The 14468-nt window shown below is 63.0% G+C and carries 18 protein-coding genes; 15 read left to right on the top strand and 3 right to left on the bottom strand.

Annotated features, from left to right (window positions below):
• Positions 1–266, top strand: a 266-nt coding sequence (locus tag G9Q80_RS28560) for a hypothetical protein (protein WP_349237769.1), incomplete at its 5' end; no start/stop codon positions are given.
• On the top strand, positions 253–705 hold the full coding sequence (locus G9Q80_RS06620; protein WP_232788273.1) for a L,D-transpeptidase: 453 nt from the start codon (positions 253–255) through the stop codon (positions 703–705). The genes G9Q80_RS28560 and G9Q80_RS06620, both read left to right, overlap by 14 nt.
• A 104-nt stretch (positions 706–809) precedes the next feature.
• On the opposite strand, the gene G9Q80_RS06615 is transcribed toward G9Q80_RS06620, so the two are convergent.
• On the bottom strand, positions 810–1652 hold the full coding sequence (locus G9Q80_RS06615; RefSeq protein WP_088716107.1) for a hypothetical protein: 843 nt from the start codon (positions 1650–1652) through the stop codon (positions 810–812).
• Positions 1653–1889: 237 nt separating this feature from the next.
• Complete coding sequence (locus tag G9Q80_RS06610) at positions 1890–2543, bottom strand: hypothetical protein (RefSeq protein WP_232788266.1); 654 nt, start codon at positions 2541–2543, stop codon at positions 1890–1892.
• A gap of 209 nt (positions 2544–2752) precedes the next feature.
• Here G9Q80_RS06610 and G9Q80_RS06605 point away from each other — a divergent pair, with 209 nt between their 5' ends.
• Positions 2753–4006: a Fic family protein gene (locus G9Q80_RS06605; RefSeq protein ID WP_232788267.1), complete on the top strand. Its 1254-nt coding sequence runs from the start codon at positions 2753–2755 to the stop codon at positions 4004–4006.
• 54 nt (positions 4007–4060) lie between these two features.
• On the opposite strand, the gene G9Q80_RS06600 is transcribed toward G9Q80_RS06605, so the two are convergent.
• Positions 4061–4288 (bottom strand): hypothetical protein, encoded by a 228-nt coding sequence (locus tag G9Q80_RS06600; RefSeq protein WP_088716163.1) that lies wholly within the window; start codon positions 4286–4288, stop codon positions 4061–4063.
• A gap of 244 nt (positions 4289–4532) precedes the next feature.
• Between G9Q80_RS06600 and G9Q80_RS06595 the strand changes: the two genes are divergently transcribed.
• From G9Q80_RS06595 to G9Q80_RS06540, 12 genes are all read left to right on the top strand, one after another.
• A complete protein-coding gene (locus G9Q80_RS06595; protein WP_088716109.1) occupies positions 4533–4892 on the top strand; it encodes a hypothetical protein in 360 nt (119 codons plus the stop codon).
• Between the two features lie 130 nt (positions 4893–5022).
• On the top strand, positions 5023–5601 hold the full coding sequence (locus G9Q80_RS06590) for a lytic transglycosylase domain-containing protein (RefSeq protein ID WP_232788268.1): 579 nt from the start codon (positions 5023–5025) through the stop codon (positions 5599–5601).
• The gene (locus G9Q80_RS06585) at positions 5598–5888 is read left to right on the top strand and encodes a TrbC/VirB2 family protein (protein WP_088716110.1); all 291 of its coding nucleotides are present in this window, start codon (positions 5598–5600) and stop codon (positions 5886–5888) included. Before G9Q80_RS06590 ends, G9Q80_RS06585 begins: the two co-directional genes overlap by 4 nt.
• 9 nt (positions 5889–5897) lie before the next feature.
• Positions 5898–6176, top strand: coding sequence for a VirB3 family type IV secretion system protein (locus tag G9Q80_RS06580; protein ID WP_045682577.1), 279 nt, complete (start codon positions 5898–5900; stop codon positions 6174–6176).
• Positions 6166–8550, top strand: a complete 2385-nt coding sequence (locus tag G9Q80_RS06575) for a VirB4 family type IV secretion/conjugal transfer ATPase (RefSeq protein ID WP_088716111.1) — start codon at positions 6166–6168, stop codon at positions 8548–8550. Before G9Q80_RS06580 ends, G9Q80_RS06575 begins: the two co-directional genes overlap by 11 nt.
• Positions 8547–8762, top strand: a complete 216-nt coding sequence (locus G9Q80_RS06570; RefSeq protein ID WP_088716112.1) for a hypothetical protein — start codon at positions 8547–8549, stop codon at positions 8760–8762. The genes G9Q80_RS06575 and G9Q80_RS06570 overlap by 4 nt, the downstream gene beginning before the upstream one ends.
• 4 nt (positions 8763–8766) lie before the next feature.
• The gene (locus tag G9Q80_RS06565; protein WP_088716113.1) at positions 8767–9933 is read left to right on the top strand and encodes a lytic transglycosylase domain-containing protein; all 1167 of its coding nucleotides are present in this window, start codon (positions 8767–8769) and stop codon (positions 9931–9933) included.
• A complete protein-coding gene (locus G9Q80_RS06560; protein WP_088716114.1) occupies positions 9930–10727 on the top strand; it encodes a type IV secretion system protein in 798 nt (265 codons plus the stop codon). Before G9Q80_RS06565 ends, G9Q80_RS06560 begins: the two co-directional genes overlap by 4 nt.
• A gap of 26 nt (positions 10728–10753) precedes the next feature.
• A complete protein-coding gene (locus G9Q80_RS06555) occupies positions 10754–11401 on the top strand; it encodes a VirB8 family type IV secretion system protein (RefSeq protein ID WP_088716165.1) in 648 nt (215 codons plus the stop codon).
• A complete protein-coding gene (locus tag G9Q80_RS06550) occupies positions 11398–12111 on the top strand; it encodes a TrbG/VirB9 family P-type conjugative transfer protein (RefSeq protein WP_151172227.1) in 714 nt (237 codons plus the stop codon). Before G9Q80_RS06555 ends, G9Q80_RS06550 begins: the two co-directional genes overlap by 4 nt.
• Positions 12108–13430: a TraB/TrbI/VirB10 family type IV secretion system protein gene (locus G9Q80_RS06545; RefSeq protein WP_088716115.1), complete on the top strand. Its 1323-nt coding sequence runs from the start codon at positions 12108–12110 to the stop codon at positions 13428–13430. The genes G9Q80_RS06550 and G9Q80_RS06545 overlap by 4 nt, the downstream gene beginning before the upstream one ends.
• Before the next feature lies 1 nt (position 13431).
• The gene (locus G9Q80_RS06540) at positions 13432–14466 is read left to right on the top strand and encodes an ATPase, T2SS/T4P/T4SS family (protein ID WP_088716116.1); all 1035 of its coding nucleotides are present in this window, start codon (positions 13432–13434) and stop codon (positions 14464–14466) included.
• The last annotated feature ends 2 nt before the right edge of the window (positions 14467–14468 follow it).

The following is a 14468-nucleotide window of genomic DNA, read 5'->3' as shown; positions in this document are numbered from 1 at the left end:
GTATCGCGATTATTGCGCTGAAACGCGTCGATACCTGTAAACTCGCTGCCTCACGAGAACGTCATCGTTTTTCAGTTGAACCTCTAGCTACTAGAGGTCGTATCCGTCAGCCAACAAAAGAGGGAGGCGAGGCATATGACAAAAACACTGAAAACACGACGCCAGTTCGTTTCGACAACTATGATCGGACTTCTGGCAGCACCTTCCCTTCTCCGTGCTCAGTAGCAGGAGCCCTCGGCGGTACGCAGAAATATTTCGTCCTTTAGTGCGGATCTCTGGCAAGACCACTTCGATAACCTTCAGCACGGTGCAATTTTGTGCGACATCGACTCGCGCGCAGTCCAGTATTGGTCGGAAGACGAAAGTGTCTACAAACTCTATCCGTCGAGTGTCCCTGCCTCGGAAGAGTTGACCCGCCGAGGATATACAGAGGTTATAAGGAAGGGGGAGGGGCCGAGTTGGCGGCCCACTCCATCAATGAAAGAGCGTAACCCCGAATGGCCTGACTATTGGCCGCCGGGTTCTGACAACCCGCTTGGAACACACGCACTTTATCTGTCGTGGCAGTATTACCGGGTGCACGGAACCGGTGACACGCGCAAGATCGGTCGGCAATCATCAAACGGCTGTATTGGACTGTACAACGAGCACATTGCTGAACTTTTTGCTCTGGCAGAAGTGGGAACTCAGGTCAGGATTTTCTGAAAGCCAAGGAAAGCTGGCTAATACTTCCATTCTTAACATAAACTTTACTATCGGATCTTGACACCTGTAGCGGGGTTTCCCCCTCCAACGCCTGCCAAGTGAACCTACCTGGATATCTCCCCTGCCAGCACCGCTCGTCCGTGCACAGCCAAGGTTGCTGAAAACCTCTGGCACCCAAACTTGTGGATCACATCGAGTACACGCGCTTCGTAGGCAGAGTGTCCGATCAAGCGACACAAGTCGGACGCGTGGAACTGGCGGTTCGCAGTTGGTGCGGCTTGCATCTGTCTCAGCAATTCGCGTTCTTTGCGGCCCGATATTGGTCTCGCTGGTGGCTTGGCCCCGGGACGATGTGGAGTTCCCGACGAATTTCGCCATCGTCGCATGAAGCCAAGCAGGAAGCCGGCCGGCACCTTTCCGTTGCCTCGGGACCGGTTGAAGGCGAGGAAGCGATCCCAGATGACCTGGGTGTCGATGTTCCAGCAAGGCAACGTGGCCTTCGCTGCTTTGATTAGCTCTGCCCAACTGGTCTGGAAAACGTTCGAACTCGCGGTGATTTCGATCAGCCCTGAGAAGATAGTTTTGTTATTATTATCTCTAGATAGTGATGTGTCGCCTTCACCTGACACGAGATCATGGGTTTCACTCTCCTCGTCGAAGGCGGAGAACCGAAAAATCCAGGGCGCGAACTTGCCATTCGGCTTCGCCCGCTCGAGCTGCAACTCCGATGTCTCAAGTTCGCTCAGAAGGACCGAAAGGTACTGTCGTGAAACACCCATTTTCTCCGCCAGGGCCGAAAGGGTGAAGGCTGCCGTTCCGCGCGACAAACCGTTGTAGCCATCCTTCCAGGCGATGGCGTCTAGGATGAGGGTGGCAAGCTTATGCGCTGCAACAGAGAGATTTGTCTGCGTAATCCGTCGCAGGATCAGGCCGGTCGTAGGTTCCATGGTCGAGGTCTCCTTGGAGATCCGACGCCATTTCGTGAGACAACAACATTCTTGCCAGCAAGACAACTTTGCTGGTTGCAGGTGTTTTAGCGGTGCGCTAGGAAACTCTTGTTCACGGAGTTTTCTAGCGCGGCGTCAGGCTTCACGGTCTGGCGTCGTCTCCTTTTCAGGGGCTTTTGCACAGCCTCCCGTGCGGGGTTGAGATGACGCGCGCGGCAAAACCGCGCGCAGATTTTGTCAGTAGCGAACTTCTTCAGAACCATAGTTTCCGGCGTGATCACGCCAGTCGACGAAGACGGAACGGTAAAAGTAGCTGCCGCATCCATTCGGGATGCTCAGGCCGGATGCGGCTGGCACCTGGCCCACTGTGGATCTTGCCCATCGGTAATCGCCCTGCACGCCGTAGGACCCCAATCGTGTCGAGTCGCTGCGATTGCAGTCGCCATCTCGGTTTTCATGCTGGCGGTACTGGATGTGATAAACGCGAATGCTACGCACGAAATCAAAGGCGTCGCCTGAGATGTCGATGTCGGCTTGCTCATCTGCTTGGACGCGAACAAGGGGGATCGGAGACGATTCCTGCGATTCGGGCGGATCGCGGAACGTGATGTCATAAAGGCGTTCCATAGGCGACATCGGACTGGGATCGTTGAACGACACACCCATCGGACACCGCCAGATTTGTAAGGGCGGCTCGATCGGCCATGGCGTGATCCGCCGAATGAAGACCGCTCTGGCATGCGCGCAGGGCGCGGAGGCAGGCCAGCCGCCCGCAAGGCAGAGGAGGATCGCACAGTCGACCTGATAGGCCTGAGCCGGACCTGACGAGGCCATTAGTCCGGATACGCTTAGTGCCGTGGCTGTTGCCACGCTGTGGATCACGTGCTTCATGATGCCGACTCCATCTATAATGGTGCAGCGATACGAAACAACACTAATGATAGCAAGGAGATTTGATTGATGGTTGCGCGCAAGTCTTCCCTTTGTCGCTCATCATATTCTCGAGCCTGGCAGCGGGCCGCGGACGAGTCACGGCCAAAGAACCGGCCAAATTGGCGGACAGTATGCCACTTTATGAGTCGGCAACCTCATGATAGTCTGTGGTTTTAGAACAGGTGATTTATGGCCAGCAAAGCGGCCAGAAAGCAGGACAAGTGACAACCCCGGATGATGGAGAAACGGTAGGACTGTTCGAGCCACTCATGGTTTCTGAAGGTGCACCAGCGCGCGCGGGTCTAAACGATCTCGCGCTCGAGCTGGCAGAAAAGTCTGCCGCGTTCCGGAGCGGGTTGCCTTCATCCGTCTCGGAGGCGTTGGCAGATCTCGTGCGGGCGATGAACTGCTACTACAGTAACCTCATCGAAGGGCACGACACCCATCCCATCGACATCGAACGCGCGATGCAGGGCGACTATAGCGCCGACCCCAAGAAGCGGAACCTTCAGCTCGAAGCCAAAGCGCATGTCGCGGTCCAGAAATGGATCGACGAGGACGGCATGGCAGAACAGCCAACCGCGCCCGCGTCCATTATCGAGCTGCATCGCCGCTTCTGCGAGCTGCTGCCGCCTGAGCTTCTCTTCGTCGAAAACCCGAAGACGGGCGAAAAAATACCCGTTGTGCCTGGCGAGCTGCGGACGCGCTACGTTGAAGTTGGGCGGCACGTTGCCATCAGCCCTGGAGCGGTACCGCGATTTCTCGAACGTATGCACAAGGCTTACAACCTCCAAGGCAGGATCGAACCAATCCTAGCTGCGGCTTGCGCGCATCACCGGCTTCTCTGGGTGCACCCTTTCCTTGACGGTAACGGGCGTGTTGCCCGCCTCATGTCTTACGCCATGCTGCGCAGAACGCTCGATACACGCGGCCTCTGGTCTGTGGCGCGCGGGCTTGCACGTGAAGAGGCCGCCTACAAGGAGCACCTAGCCTCCTGCGACGGTCCTCGCCGTGGAGATCGCGACGGGCGTGGGACGCTCAGCGAAGCCGCGCTTGCTTCCTTCGCCGGCTTCTTCCTGCGCACCTGCATTGACCAGGTAGAGTTCATGGAAAGTCTTATGCGGCCTGATCGGCTGCGTGACCGTATCCTGATCTGGGCCGAAGAAGAAATCCGCGCCGGGGCGTTGCCTCCAAAATCCGATACCGTGCTGAAAGCCGTCCTCTATCAGGGACAGATTGAACGTGGAGAGGTCGATTCCATACTTGGCACGAGCGATCGCACCGCACGACGGGTGACGTCTGCGCTACTTGAAGCGGGGGCTTTGTCATCGACCTCGACCCGCGCGCCGCTCAAGCTGGCGTTTCCTGCCAAGTATGCAGGTCGGTGGATGCCCGGGCTGTTTCCTGAAAAAGACACATGAAGTTTGGCACAATGCGGTGATGCTTGATGGCCTCAAGGAAATGGCCGAGCTCCTCTATTCGACAGCATTCAGGAACCTGGCGTAGTCCTCACTGACCTCCCTCGCCTCAACAAAGGCGCGGGCTCGCTCGGTGTCGAGACAACGGAAGTAGTCCTGCACATCGGCAATGTAGGTCTCGAAATCGCTTCTGATCAGATCGGCGTAGGCACGCATGTCTTCTTGCGACTGAGGCAAGAACGGTCGTTCGGGCGGTACGCAATCCGCAGCCGCGGCTACCGACATGCTTCCAAGCAGGAGCGCGAACAGCAACGGTGCGTTGCGCGCAATAAACAAGCGCAGGGCAAAACTCCTTTGCCGCCTTTAAGATCACGACTTTGTCAGGTATCACCGTTATCGGAGCAAGGCAATCTGCGTCAAGTCGTTTTAATTGCCTTGCTATCGTTCATGTTGTCTTGTATCGCCCGCGGTGTTGCGACCCCGTGGGCCCAAGACTGCACCCAGGCAGAAGAAGGACCCAGGGAAGGCCATGATAGAAGAAGCACCGAATGTGGTTACAGAAGACGGGCTGCGCGGCCTCCTTGCCGAGGGCTATCTCATCGAGGTGGTCTGCAAGGAAGGCGCCGAGAAGCGCCATAACAGTTGGTACGGCGCCTGGGTCATCCGGGCCGTTGCCCCGGACGGGGGTGACGACAAGATGCTCGTCACCAGTCGCAGCGTCCTCAAGTTGCGCGATTTCAAGACCATCGTCGGCCTTGTCAGCTTCCTTGCCGACATGGGCTGCACGACTGCCAGCATCCCGCTCGTCGAAGGCGCTCGCGAGCGCCACGCAGCACCTGGGCGCTCGCCCGAGCCACGCACCGGGCCGGTTCTGGTCAAAGACAACTGACCGCGCGTTTGCGCTCGTCGTTGCACTGGGTACAGGTGTTTGTTCCGCACCCCCGGCCCTTGCCGACGGTTTCATTTTCCAGGTCAGTCCCGATGGTCGACTGATCGACACGGCCGAGACCACGAGCACTTTGCGCCCGTTCACCGGCGACGACGACGCCCAGAATGGGCCCCTTACAGATCGCCTCTTTCTCTTTGCAGCACCGCAGTCCCATGGGGATGATGATCCCCTGAGCGATGTAACGGCTGCCGCAGCGATTGCCCCGCGCGCCATCCGCGCCGCCCCCGAAATCCTCCACGCGATCGAAACCACGGCTCTGCGCTATGGCAGCCATGACGCTCTGCGTCAGGCGGGCCTGTCGGTCACCGATTGGACGCTGTTCTACCGCGCCAATATCGAGGTCGAGAGCGCCTATAACCCGCGTGCGCTGAGCCCGGTTGGAGCCATCGGGCTCGGCCAGCTGATGCCCGACACCGCGCGCGATCTCGGCGTCGATCCCCATGACATCGCCCAGAACCTCGATGGCTCGGCGCGGTACCTTCTCATGATGCTCGAGCAGTTCGGCGATCCCGCGCTGGCGCTCGCTGCCTACAATGCTGGTCCCCATGCGGTCACCCGCCATGGCGGCATTCCCCCCTTTCGAGAAACCCAAGGCCATGTGGCCCGTGTGACAGCCGTGTTCCAGCGGCTGAGAGGAGACCTTTCGTGACGTCCAAAACTTCCTTTGTCGCGCTTGGCGCGATGGCCCTGATCGTGCTGGCCAGCCCCGCACTGGCACAAAGCATCGACCTATCGCCCGTACAGACGCTTCTGCAGGGCATCGTCGATGCGATCACCGGCCCCTTGGGCATCGTGATCGGCACGCTCGCGCTGATCGGCGTGTTCCTCTCCTGGCTCTTCGGCATCCTGGATTTCCGTCAGGCGCTTTGGGTCGTGGTTGCAATCGCGGGCATCGCCGCGGCGCCCACCATCGTCGCAGCCATCTGGACGACCTGAGAAGCACCCATGTCCGACCAGTCCCGCGTGTTTATTGGCCTTCTCAGGCCGCCCAAGCTGATGGGCTTGCCGATCATGTACGCGATGGTCTGGCTCTTCGGCTCGACGCTGCTGTTCCTCTGGGTGCAGAGCTGGGTGGTGGCCGTCTTCGCGGGGCTGGCCTGGCCGGCGCTCTGGAAGGCCGCGGACTGGGATCCGAACTTCCTCGATGTCCTGGTGATCACCTTGCAGGAAACCCCGCCCACGGCCAACCGCAAGCTCCACGGGGGCGACAGCTATGCCCCGTGATGGAATTGCCGATGACGTGGAGGGCGCCCTCGATCCCCTGACCGCGCTGCCGGCATGGGTCAAGGGCGAGAAGCGGCTCTCAATGATGCTGCCCTATGTGAGCCTCGTGACCGATCGGACGATCCGGACGCGCGGCAACGAGCTGATGCAATGCATCCGCCTCGAAGGGGTGAACAGCACCACGAGTGAGGACGCCCATCTTGACCGGATCGGCGGGCTCTTGGCAGGCATTGTCGCGCAGGTCGGAACCGAGTTCTCTTTCTACCTGCACAAGGTGTCGAAAGCGGTCGACGTGACCCTGCCGCCCATCCCGGGCGAGGGCTTCGCGGCTGCGGTCGATCAACGCTGGCGCGCGCATCTGGCTCAATCTGGCCTCCGCGACAAGACGCTGACCCTGACGGTCCTGAAGCGCCCCGAGACAGGCAGCCGTCTGCCCTTCGGTCTGGGGGCATCCCGCGCCCGACATGCGGCGGATACGACCCGGCGCTTGCGCAAGCTCGACGAGGTCGTGGGGTTTCTCCTGTCGTCCTTCGATGAGTTGAAGCCTCGCCTCTTGGCCGCCAGCACAGGGGAGCTTCTGGGCTTCCTCGGCTCGCTCAACACGGGCGAAGAACATCCGCTCTTTCCGCGGTCGCGCCTTGGCGTGATTGCCGAGGATGTTGCCAACACCCGCGTCACCTTCCGCGGCACGACCATCGCGCTCTCCGATGGTGCTGTGGGCGACAAGCTCGGCGCGATCTTCGCGGTGAAGAACTACCCCGCCAAGACCGACAGCCTGATGCTCGACGAGCTGAACCTGCCCGTCGACATGGTGGTCACGCATTCCTTCGTGCCGATCAATGCCAACATCATGGCGGGCCGGATCAAGCGGCAGCTGCGGCTGATGCAGGCGGCCAATGACGGGGCCGTCAGCCTCGCGCAGGAGCTGGAACTCGCGCAGGACGATCTGGAATCGAAGCGCCTGATCTTCGGTGAGCACCACATGACCGTGGCAGTCTATGCGCGATCCCAAGCCGCACTTGACGACATCGCGGCCGAGATCCGCAACATTTCCGCGACCTCCGGCATCAACCTGATCTCGGAAGCCTTCGGCGCGCGGGCGCATTTCATGGCGCAGCATCCGGGCAATACCGGGGCGCGCAGCCGCAAGGCCGCGATTACGAACCACAACTTCGCCGATCTCGCCACCTTCCACCGCACGCCGCTTGGCAAGACCGGGCGAGAGGTGCCGTGGGGCGTGCCGATCACGCTTTTCCCGACGCCCGAGCGCAGCGGGTTCCGCTTCAACTTCCATGAACAGGGCGCGCCGGATCGCGAGCCCACGGGTGGCCACACGCTGATCCTAGGGCGCCCCGGCTCGGGCAAATCCGTGCTGGCAGCCTTCCTGATGACCATGGCCCGCCGGGCCGGTGCGCGGCTCTTCGTCTTCGACTATCGCGCTGGCATGGAAATGGCTGTCCGCGCGCTCGGCGGCAGTTATTCGACCGTACGCGCCGGACGGCCCACGGGGCTCAATCCGCTGCAGACCGAGATCGACCCGCGCGGGCAGGCTTGGCTTGCCGATTGGCTGGCAAGCCTCCTTGAGCGCCGCGACCGGCCCCTGTCCCCGGTGCAAACCAACCGCCTGCAGGAGGTCGTGCGCCAGAACGCCAGTGCCGGGAACGCAGGTCTTCGGAACTGGTCAGACTTCGCCTCGCTCCTCGTCTCCACCGACGACGAGGGCGATCTTTTCGAGCGAATGCAGGAATGGACGGCCGAGGGCCGCTATGGCTGGATCTTCGGGGCCAATGCCGAGGACAGCTTCAGCATCGACGGGGACGTCGCTGGCTTCGATCTGACCGGCATCCTCGATTCCGAGAGCGAGCGGGAACGCATGGCGGTCCTCTCCTACCTCTTCCGCCGGGTCGAGCGCGTGATCGAGGATCGCAAGCCCACGATCATCGTCATCGACGAGGCGTGGAAGGCGCTCGACAACGCCTACTTCGCGGAGCGGCTCTCGAACTGGCTGGTGACTGCCCGCAAGCAGAACGCGGTCGTCGTCATGATGACCCAATATGCCAGTCAGCTCGAGCGCACACGCACCGGCAAGACCATCGTGGAAGCCGTTCCAACCCAGGTACTCTTGCCCAACATCCGCGCTTCCGCTGCCGATTACGCGATGCTCGGCCTCAGCGAGAAAGAACTCGACGTGCTTCTGGGCGTCGGCTCCGCCTCGCGGCTGGCCCTCGTCCGTGATGACCGGGGTTCGGTGGTGATCGACGCCGATCTGAGCGCCCTCGGCCCCCTCGTGACCATCCTTGGCGGCATGGAGAAGGGCGAAGCCCTTGTCGGCCCCGACTACCGTGACCGCCCTGATTTCTGGAGAGTGACATGACCCGTACCATCATCCGCAGCGCTGTGCTGCTCGGCCTCGGCCTGACCCTGACGGCCTGCGCGCAGCATAACCCCGCGCAAGCCAACTGCTTCAACTTCCGCGATGCGCCCGCACAAGGTGCAACCGCCACGACGACGATCTCGACCATGGGGGCCGCCGTCACCCGCCGTGACACGGCTTGCGATTTCGTGATGCTGGGAGCGGGCGGCTAAGCCCATGCGGACCTGGTTTCCCCTCTCGATGGTCAGTCTTGCGCTGGCAGGTCCCACGGCGGGGCCAGCGGCCGCCCAAGGCGTGCCGACCTTCGATCTGCGCCTCTTCGCAGAGCGGCAGGCAATCCTCGATCAGACCGATCAGGATCTGGCGCTACAGCACGACCGGCTGGCGCGCGAGGAGGAGCTGGCCGAGATCGAGCGCCAGCAACTCGCCTCGCTCGAAGGTCTCATGGATGCCATGTCCCTCGGTTCGGGAGATGTGGCTGGCACCGTGGCCGGGCTTGAGGCGGGGCAGGGGGCGGTCGAGGACGTCGAGAGTGCTGCGGCCAGCCTCTATGCGCCCGAGGACAACAACCCGGCCGCAGCCCGGATGTTCGGCGATGCCCGGGAAGGGATCGAGGAGCTGATCATCCGCGCCGCGCGCGACACCCATAGCCTGCCCGGCGTAAGCCGCGCGGGGCTCTCACTCGTGCAATGGCGTTGCCTGCTGCAGGCGCTGATCTGGCAGGAAAGCCGCTTCCAGATCGGGGCACGCTCCCCCGTTGGGGCTTTCGGGCTGACGCAGATCATGCCCGCCACCGCAAGCGATCTCGGCATCAACCCCGCCTATTACGACGACCCGTACCTGCAGGTCACCGGCGGTGCGCGATACCTCGCACAAATGCTGAACATGTTCGATGGCAACATCATCCATGCGCTTGCCGCTTACAACGCAGGCCCCGGCAATGTGCAGGACTACGGCGGCGTCCCGCCCTTCGCGGAAACCCAACACTACGTCGTGGTGATCCCGCAGCAGTACAACAGCTACCTTGCCTCCGTGGGCGGCATCGATGCGCTCGGCACGATCGATCCGGTCCTTCTGGCGAATGCGAGCTTCAGCCTCTCGGCCCATGGGGCGGGGGTCTATGGGGATTATTCGCTGGTCTCGGTCCGTGCGGCCGCTTTGCGCGTTCAGGACATCATTACCCGCATCGGCGAGACCGAGGACCTGCACGAGGCTATCGCGCTCAATACCTATGCGCGCGCCGAACTGGCACGGTTGGTCGCGATCCGCACCCGGATCAAGGCCGCCCATACCCAGCCGCTGAGCGAGGAACAACTCGCCATGGCCGCAGCCCAAGCCGCCGAGCGGCAGTTCATGGATTTCACCCAGGAGACATTGCGATGATCCGGCGCTTATACCGTTCCCTTACCACCACCGCCGCGACCCTCGCGCTGACCACCGCCCTCGCGGGGCCCGTCACTGCACAGGGCGTGCCCACGGTCGATACCCAGAACATCGCCCAGGAAATCCGCCAGCTTCAGCAGATGCTGCAGGATTTCGGGATCCAGACCGATCTTCTGGACAATGCGTTGGAGCAACTCGACATGCTGCAAAGTCAGCTCGATCAGCTGAACGAGATGTATGCCTCGCTCACCGGGCCGCGCAGTATCCTCGGTCTCGCCATGGGCGGGGACCTCGACAATCTCCTGCAGGCCAATTTCGAAGACATCCCCGGTCTGATCCGAGGCATCCAGGCGGGTGACTGGTCGAGCCTGATCGGCCCAAACGCGGGGCCCCTGCGCACGCAGATGGAACAGGCGCTCGCCAGCGCCGGGTTCGACGAGGACTCGCTCCGCGAGATCGCCACCAGTGGCAATCCCGGCGCAGAAGGTGTCGCGACCCGCGCCACGACCGGCGCCGTGATGTCGGCGGCGGCCCAGAACAGCCATGCCGAAGCCGCACAGTCGCTTGAACGCGTTGAACAGCTCGTTGCGATGATCCCCGACATGGAAGACCTCAAGGAGTCGATGGATCACAACACCCGTGTCACAGCGGAACTCGCCATCGCCATGACGCGGATGTGGGAGCTTGAAGCGATCCAGACCCTCGGCGCAGGCAATGCGGGCGTGGTGGATGCCGCCACCGTCGCCGAAGAGCGCCGCTACATGGACTTCACCCTGCCGAGCCTGCGGCCATGACCAAGGCACCGGACATGACGGCAGGCATGAGCGCGCGTGAACTGGTTGAGGAGGAACTGATCCACGGCGCGCTGCGCCGGGAGCAGCTCTGGCGGATGATCGGCCTTGGCGGGGCGGGCTTCGGGGTCTTCGGCTGCCTTGCCGCTGCAGCCGTCGCCCTGATGGTCGAGACGCCGCCGCCCGTCGTTGTGCCCTATGATCCCACGACCGGTCTCGCTCTGCCGAACGCCACGGTGGAAACGGTCTCGCTTGCCGAGCGGCCCGCCATCATCGAGGCCCAGATCTACCGCTATATCCTTGACCGCGAAGCCTACAACCAGCTCGACAACGATCTGCGCGTGCGCCGAGTGCTGGCCCAGTCCACCGGGGCTGCCGAGGCCAGCATGCGGGCCATGTGGACCTCGGGGCAGGAGAGCTATCCGCCGACCCGCTACGGCCCCGCCGCCGAAATGGCGGTCGAGATCGCCTCGATCACGCTGATCGGCGAGAACCGCGCGCAGGTGCGTCTCAGAAAGCGCCTGACCAGCCCGCAGGGCGCGCAAGATGGGTCGTTCACCGCAACATTGATGTTCGCTTTTCAGCCCGAACGGACCCGCTCGATCGACGATGTCTGGCAGAACCCTTTCGGCTTCACAGTCACCCAATATGCCATCCGATCGGACCGTTCCGAATGACCTCTGTTCCAGTTCTTGCCTCCGTTCACGCCCTGCTTGTCGCCGGTGCCCTCGTGCTCTCGGCACCCGCAGCCTTTGCCGAGACCACGCCGCGCCCAGGTCCCCATGACAACCGCGTCCGGATCGCCACTTGGGAACAGGGGCAGGTCTACCGCATCGTCACCACCCTGACCCGCGTCACCACCGTCGAATTCGGTGAGGGCGAGACGATCCGCTCGATCATCGCAGGCGACACCGTCGGCTTTCAATTCGATGGCGTGCCGGGCGGACGCGCCTTCGCGATCAAGCCTGCCGCCTCGGGTGTCGCCACCAACATCACGGTCTACACGAACCGCCGCTCCTATTACTTTCACGTGGTCGAGGCGCGTGAGACCCCGCATTACGTCGTGCAGTTCCGCTATCCCGAAAGCCGCGTTCAACCGGCCCGGGCTGTCGCAGCCGAGGCGCCGAATGCCAACTACGCTGTCAGCGCCCGGGAGGAGTTCACGCCGACCGCCATCTGGGATGATGGCACCTTCACCTATTTCCGCTTCGCGCGGAACGCGCCGGTCCCGGCGATCTTCCGTTATGCCAATGGCGGCGAGCGGGCGGTGAACAGCACGGCACTCGAGGACGGCGTCATCCGTGTCTCGGGCGTGAACCGCCAATGGGTCCTGCGCCTCGGCGAAGACGAAGTCTGTGTTCAGGATATGGGCGGACCCACGTCATGAGCCAGGACACCGAAGACCTTGCCGCGCGCCTCGCGGCCCTTGAAGCGACGGGCGAGAAGAAGCGCGGCACCGCACGGCCTTCCCCGCTGGCCGCCATCCTCGGCGTGGCCGGGATCGTGGCCGCAGGCGGTCTGGCCTGGGCCGCGCTGCAGTCATCGCCGGAAGCGCCCCTGCCGACCGCAGCTCCGGAAGAGTTCCAGACCGCAGGATCGGGCTTCGGCGATCTTGCCCCCATGCCGGTGGCCGAGCCTGCGCCGCCGCCGGCCGAGACGGGCCCCACCGCGTCGGAACTCGCGCTGATGGACAGCCTCGCCACGCTGCGGGCGGAACTCGAAGACCTCCGGGCGCGGCCCGTCGAGGCGTCTGATAGCGGCGCGGAGCAGGCCATCGCTGATCTCACGGCACAGATTGCGGCGCTGCAGGAGGCCTCATCTGAGGCGCAGCGCGCGCTCGAACGGCAATTGACCGAACGCGACCGCGAGCTTGACCAGCTGCGCATGGACCTTGAGGTTGCGCGGCTGACCCCGCCTGCGCCGACAGACCTCGGGCCGAACGAGGAGGAGTTGCGGCTCGCCGAACTTGAGCGCCGCCGCATCGCTGAAGCGGAGGCCCGGGCCGAACGCATCGCGTCGCCCATGATCGCGTTTTCCGGGATGGGGGCAGGGACCGACCAAGAGAACAGCATTGAGGCCGCGCGCCTGAATGAAGACGAAGCCTTCGTCCGCGCAGGCGCAAGGCCCGCCCCGGTGACGCGGGCCGAAGTGATCGTGAACCCCGCCAACACGGTCGTGCAAGGCACGATGATTCAGGCCGTGACCGAGACGGCGCTCGACAGCACACTGCCTGGTGCAATCCGCGCCATCGTCTCCGAAGACGTTCATTCCTTCGACGGCACGCGCGTCCTGATCCCGCGCGGCGCGCGTCTCGTGGGGCGCTATCGCTCCGATGTGGCGCTCGCGCAGTCGCGGGTCATGATAGCCTGGGACCGCATCATCCTGCCCGACAACCAGACCGTGGAGATCAGCGCCTTCGGCGGGGATGAACTGGGTCGCACCGGCACCACCGGATTTGTCGACAACCGCTTCGCGCAGCGCTTCGGCTCGGCTGCGCTGATTTCGCTGATCGGGGCCTTGCCGGCGGCGGCCGCCGGACAAATCGAGGATGAGGCTGCCGCTGACATCGCGAGCGATGTGGGCACGGACCTGCGCGACAGCACCCAAAGCGTGATGCAAGACTATCTGTCAATCCGGCCCGTCATCCATGTCGATCAGGGCACCCGGATCACGGTCATGGTCGACCGCGATCTGGAGATCTTCTGACATGGCGGCAAGTTATCTCGAAGCCTCGCTCGACCGGCTGGGCGCGCCCGTGCGTTGCTGTGACACGATCGAGATCTGTATCAACCCCGACGGGCAGGTCTGGGGCGAGTTCCAGGGCGATCATTTCATGCGGGGTCTCGGCACGCCGCTGACCCAGACCGAGATCAAGGACCTCGGCAACCAGATCGCCTCGGCCGCCTCGACCACGCTCAGCACCAAGAAACCCATCGTCTCGGTCTCGATCCTCTACCGGGACCGTCCGATCCGGGCACAGGTGATCCAGCCGCCGGCCGTCGAGGGTGGGTTCTCCATATCGCTGCGGTTCTTCTCCTCCCTGCCGCTGGAGGCAATCCGGCTTGGGTTCCTCTATGGCAAGGAGCGCAGCCTCGAAGGCTTGCGCCGTGAACGCAACGCCGCCCTGCGCGATGTGGTGGCCTCCGGCGATATCGACGCAGCCCTGCGGTTCTGCGTCGAGAACAGGCTCAACATGATCGTCTCGGGGGGCACCTCGACCGGCAAGACGGTGGCGGCGCGCAAGATCCTCTCGCTGATCCCACCCGAGGAGCGGATCATCACCATCGAGGAGGCGGCAGAACTGCGCCCCGAGCAGCCAAACGCCGTGACGCTGATCGCGGATCGGGATACCGAGGCCCGCAGCGCCGATGTGCTCCTGGCCTCGACCCTGCGGATGCGACCCGACCGGATCGTGCTGGGCGAGGTCCGCGGCCGCGAGGCGATGACTTTCCTCGAAGCGATCAATACCGGGCATGGCGGCTCGCTCACCACGCTCCATGCCGAAACACCGCAACTCGCCGTCCGTCGCCTCGCCATTGCCGCGCTCAAGACCGATGTGCCGATGACCTATGCCGATATGGTGGACTACATCGAGGGCTCCATCGACGTGATCATTCAGGCCGGCCGTCACGATGGCGCGCGCGGCATCACCGAGTTCTTCCTGCCGGGGCAGGCGAGACATCCAGACCAGAACACGGCCGAAACCGGGGGCACCAAGCGCCCTGCGGTTGCCGCCGAATGACC

This window comes from Mameliella sp. LZ-28 (assembly GCF_012274245.1).
GTDB lineage: Bacteria > Pseudomonadota > Alphaproteobacteria > Rhodobacterales > Rhodobacteraceae > Antarctobacter > Antarctobacter albus.
This window is presented reverse-complemented; position numbering and strand designations above follow the sequence as displayed.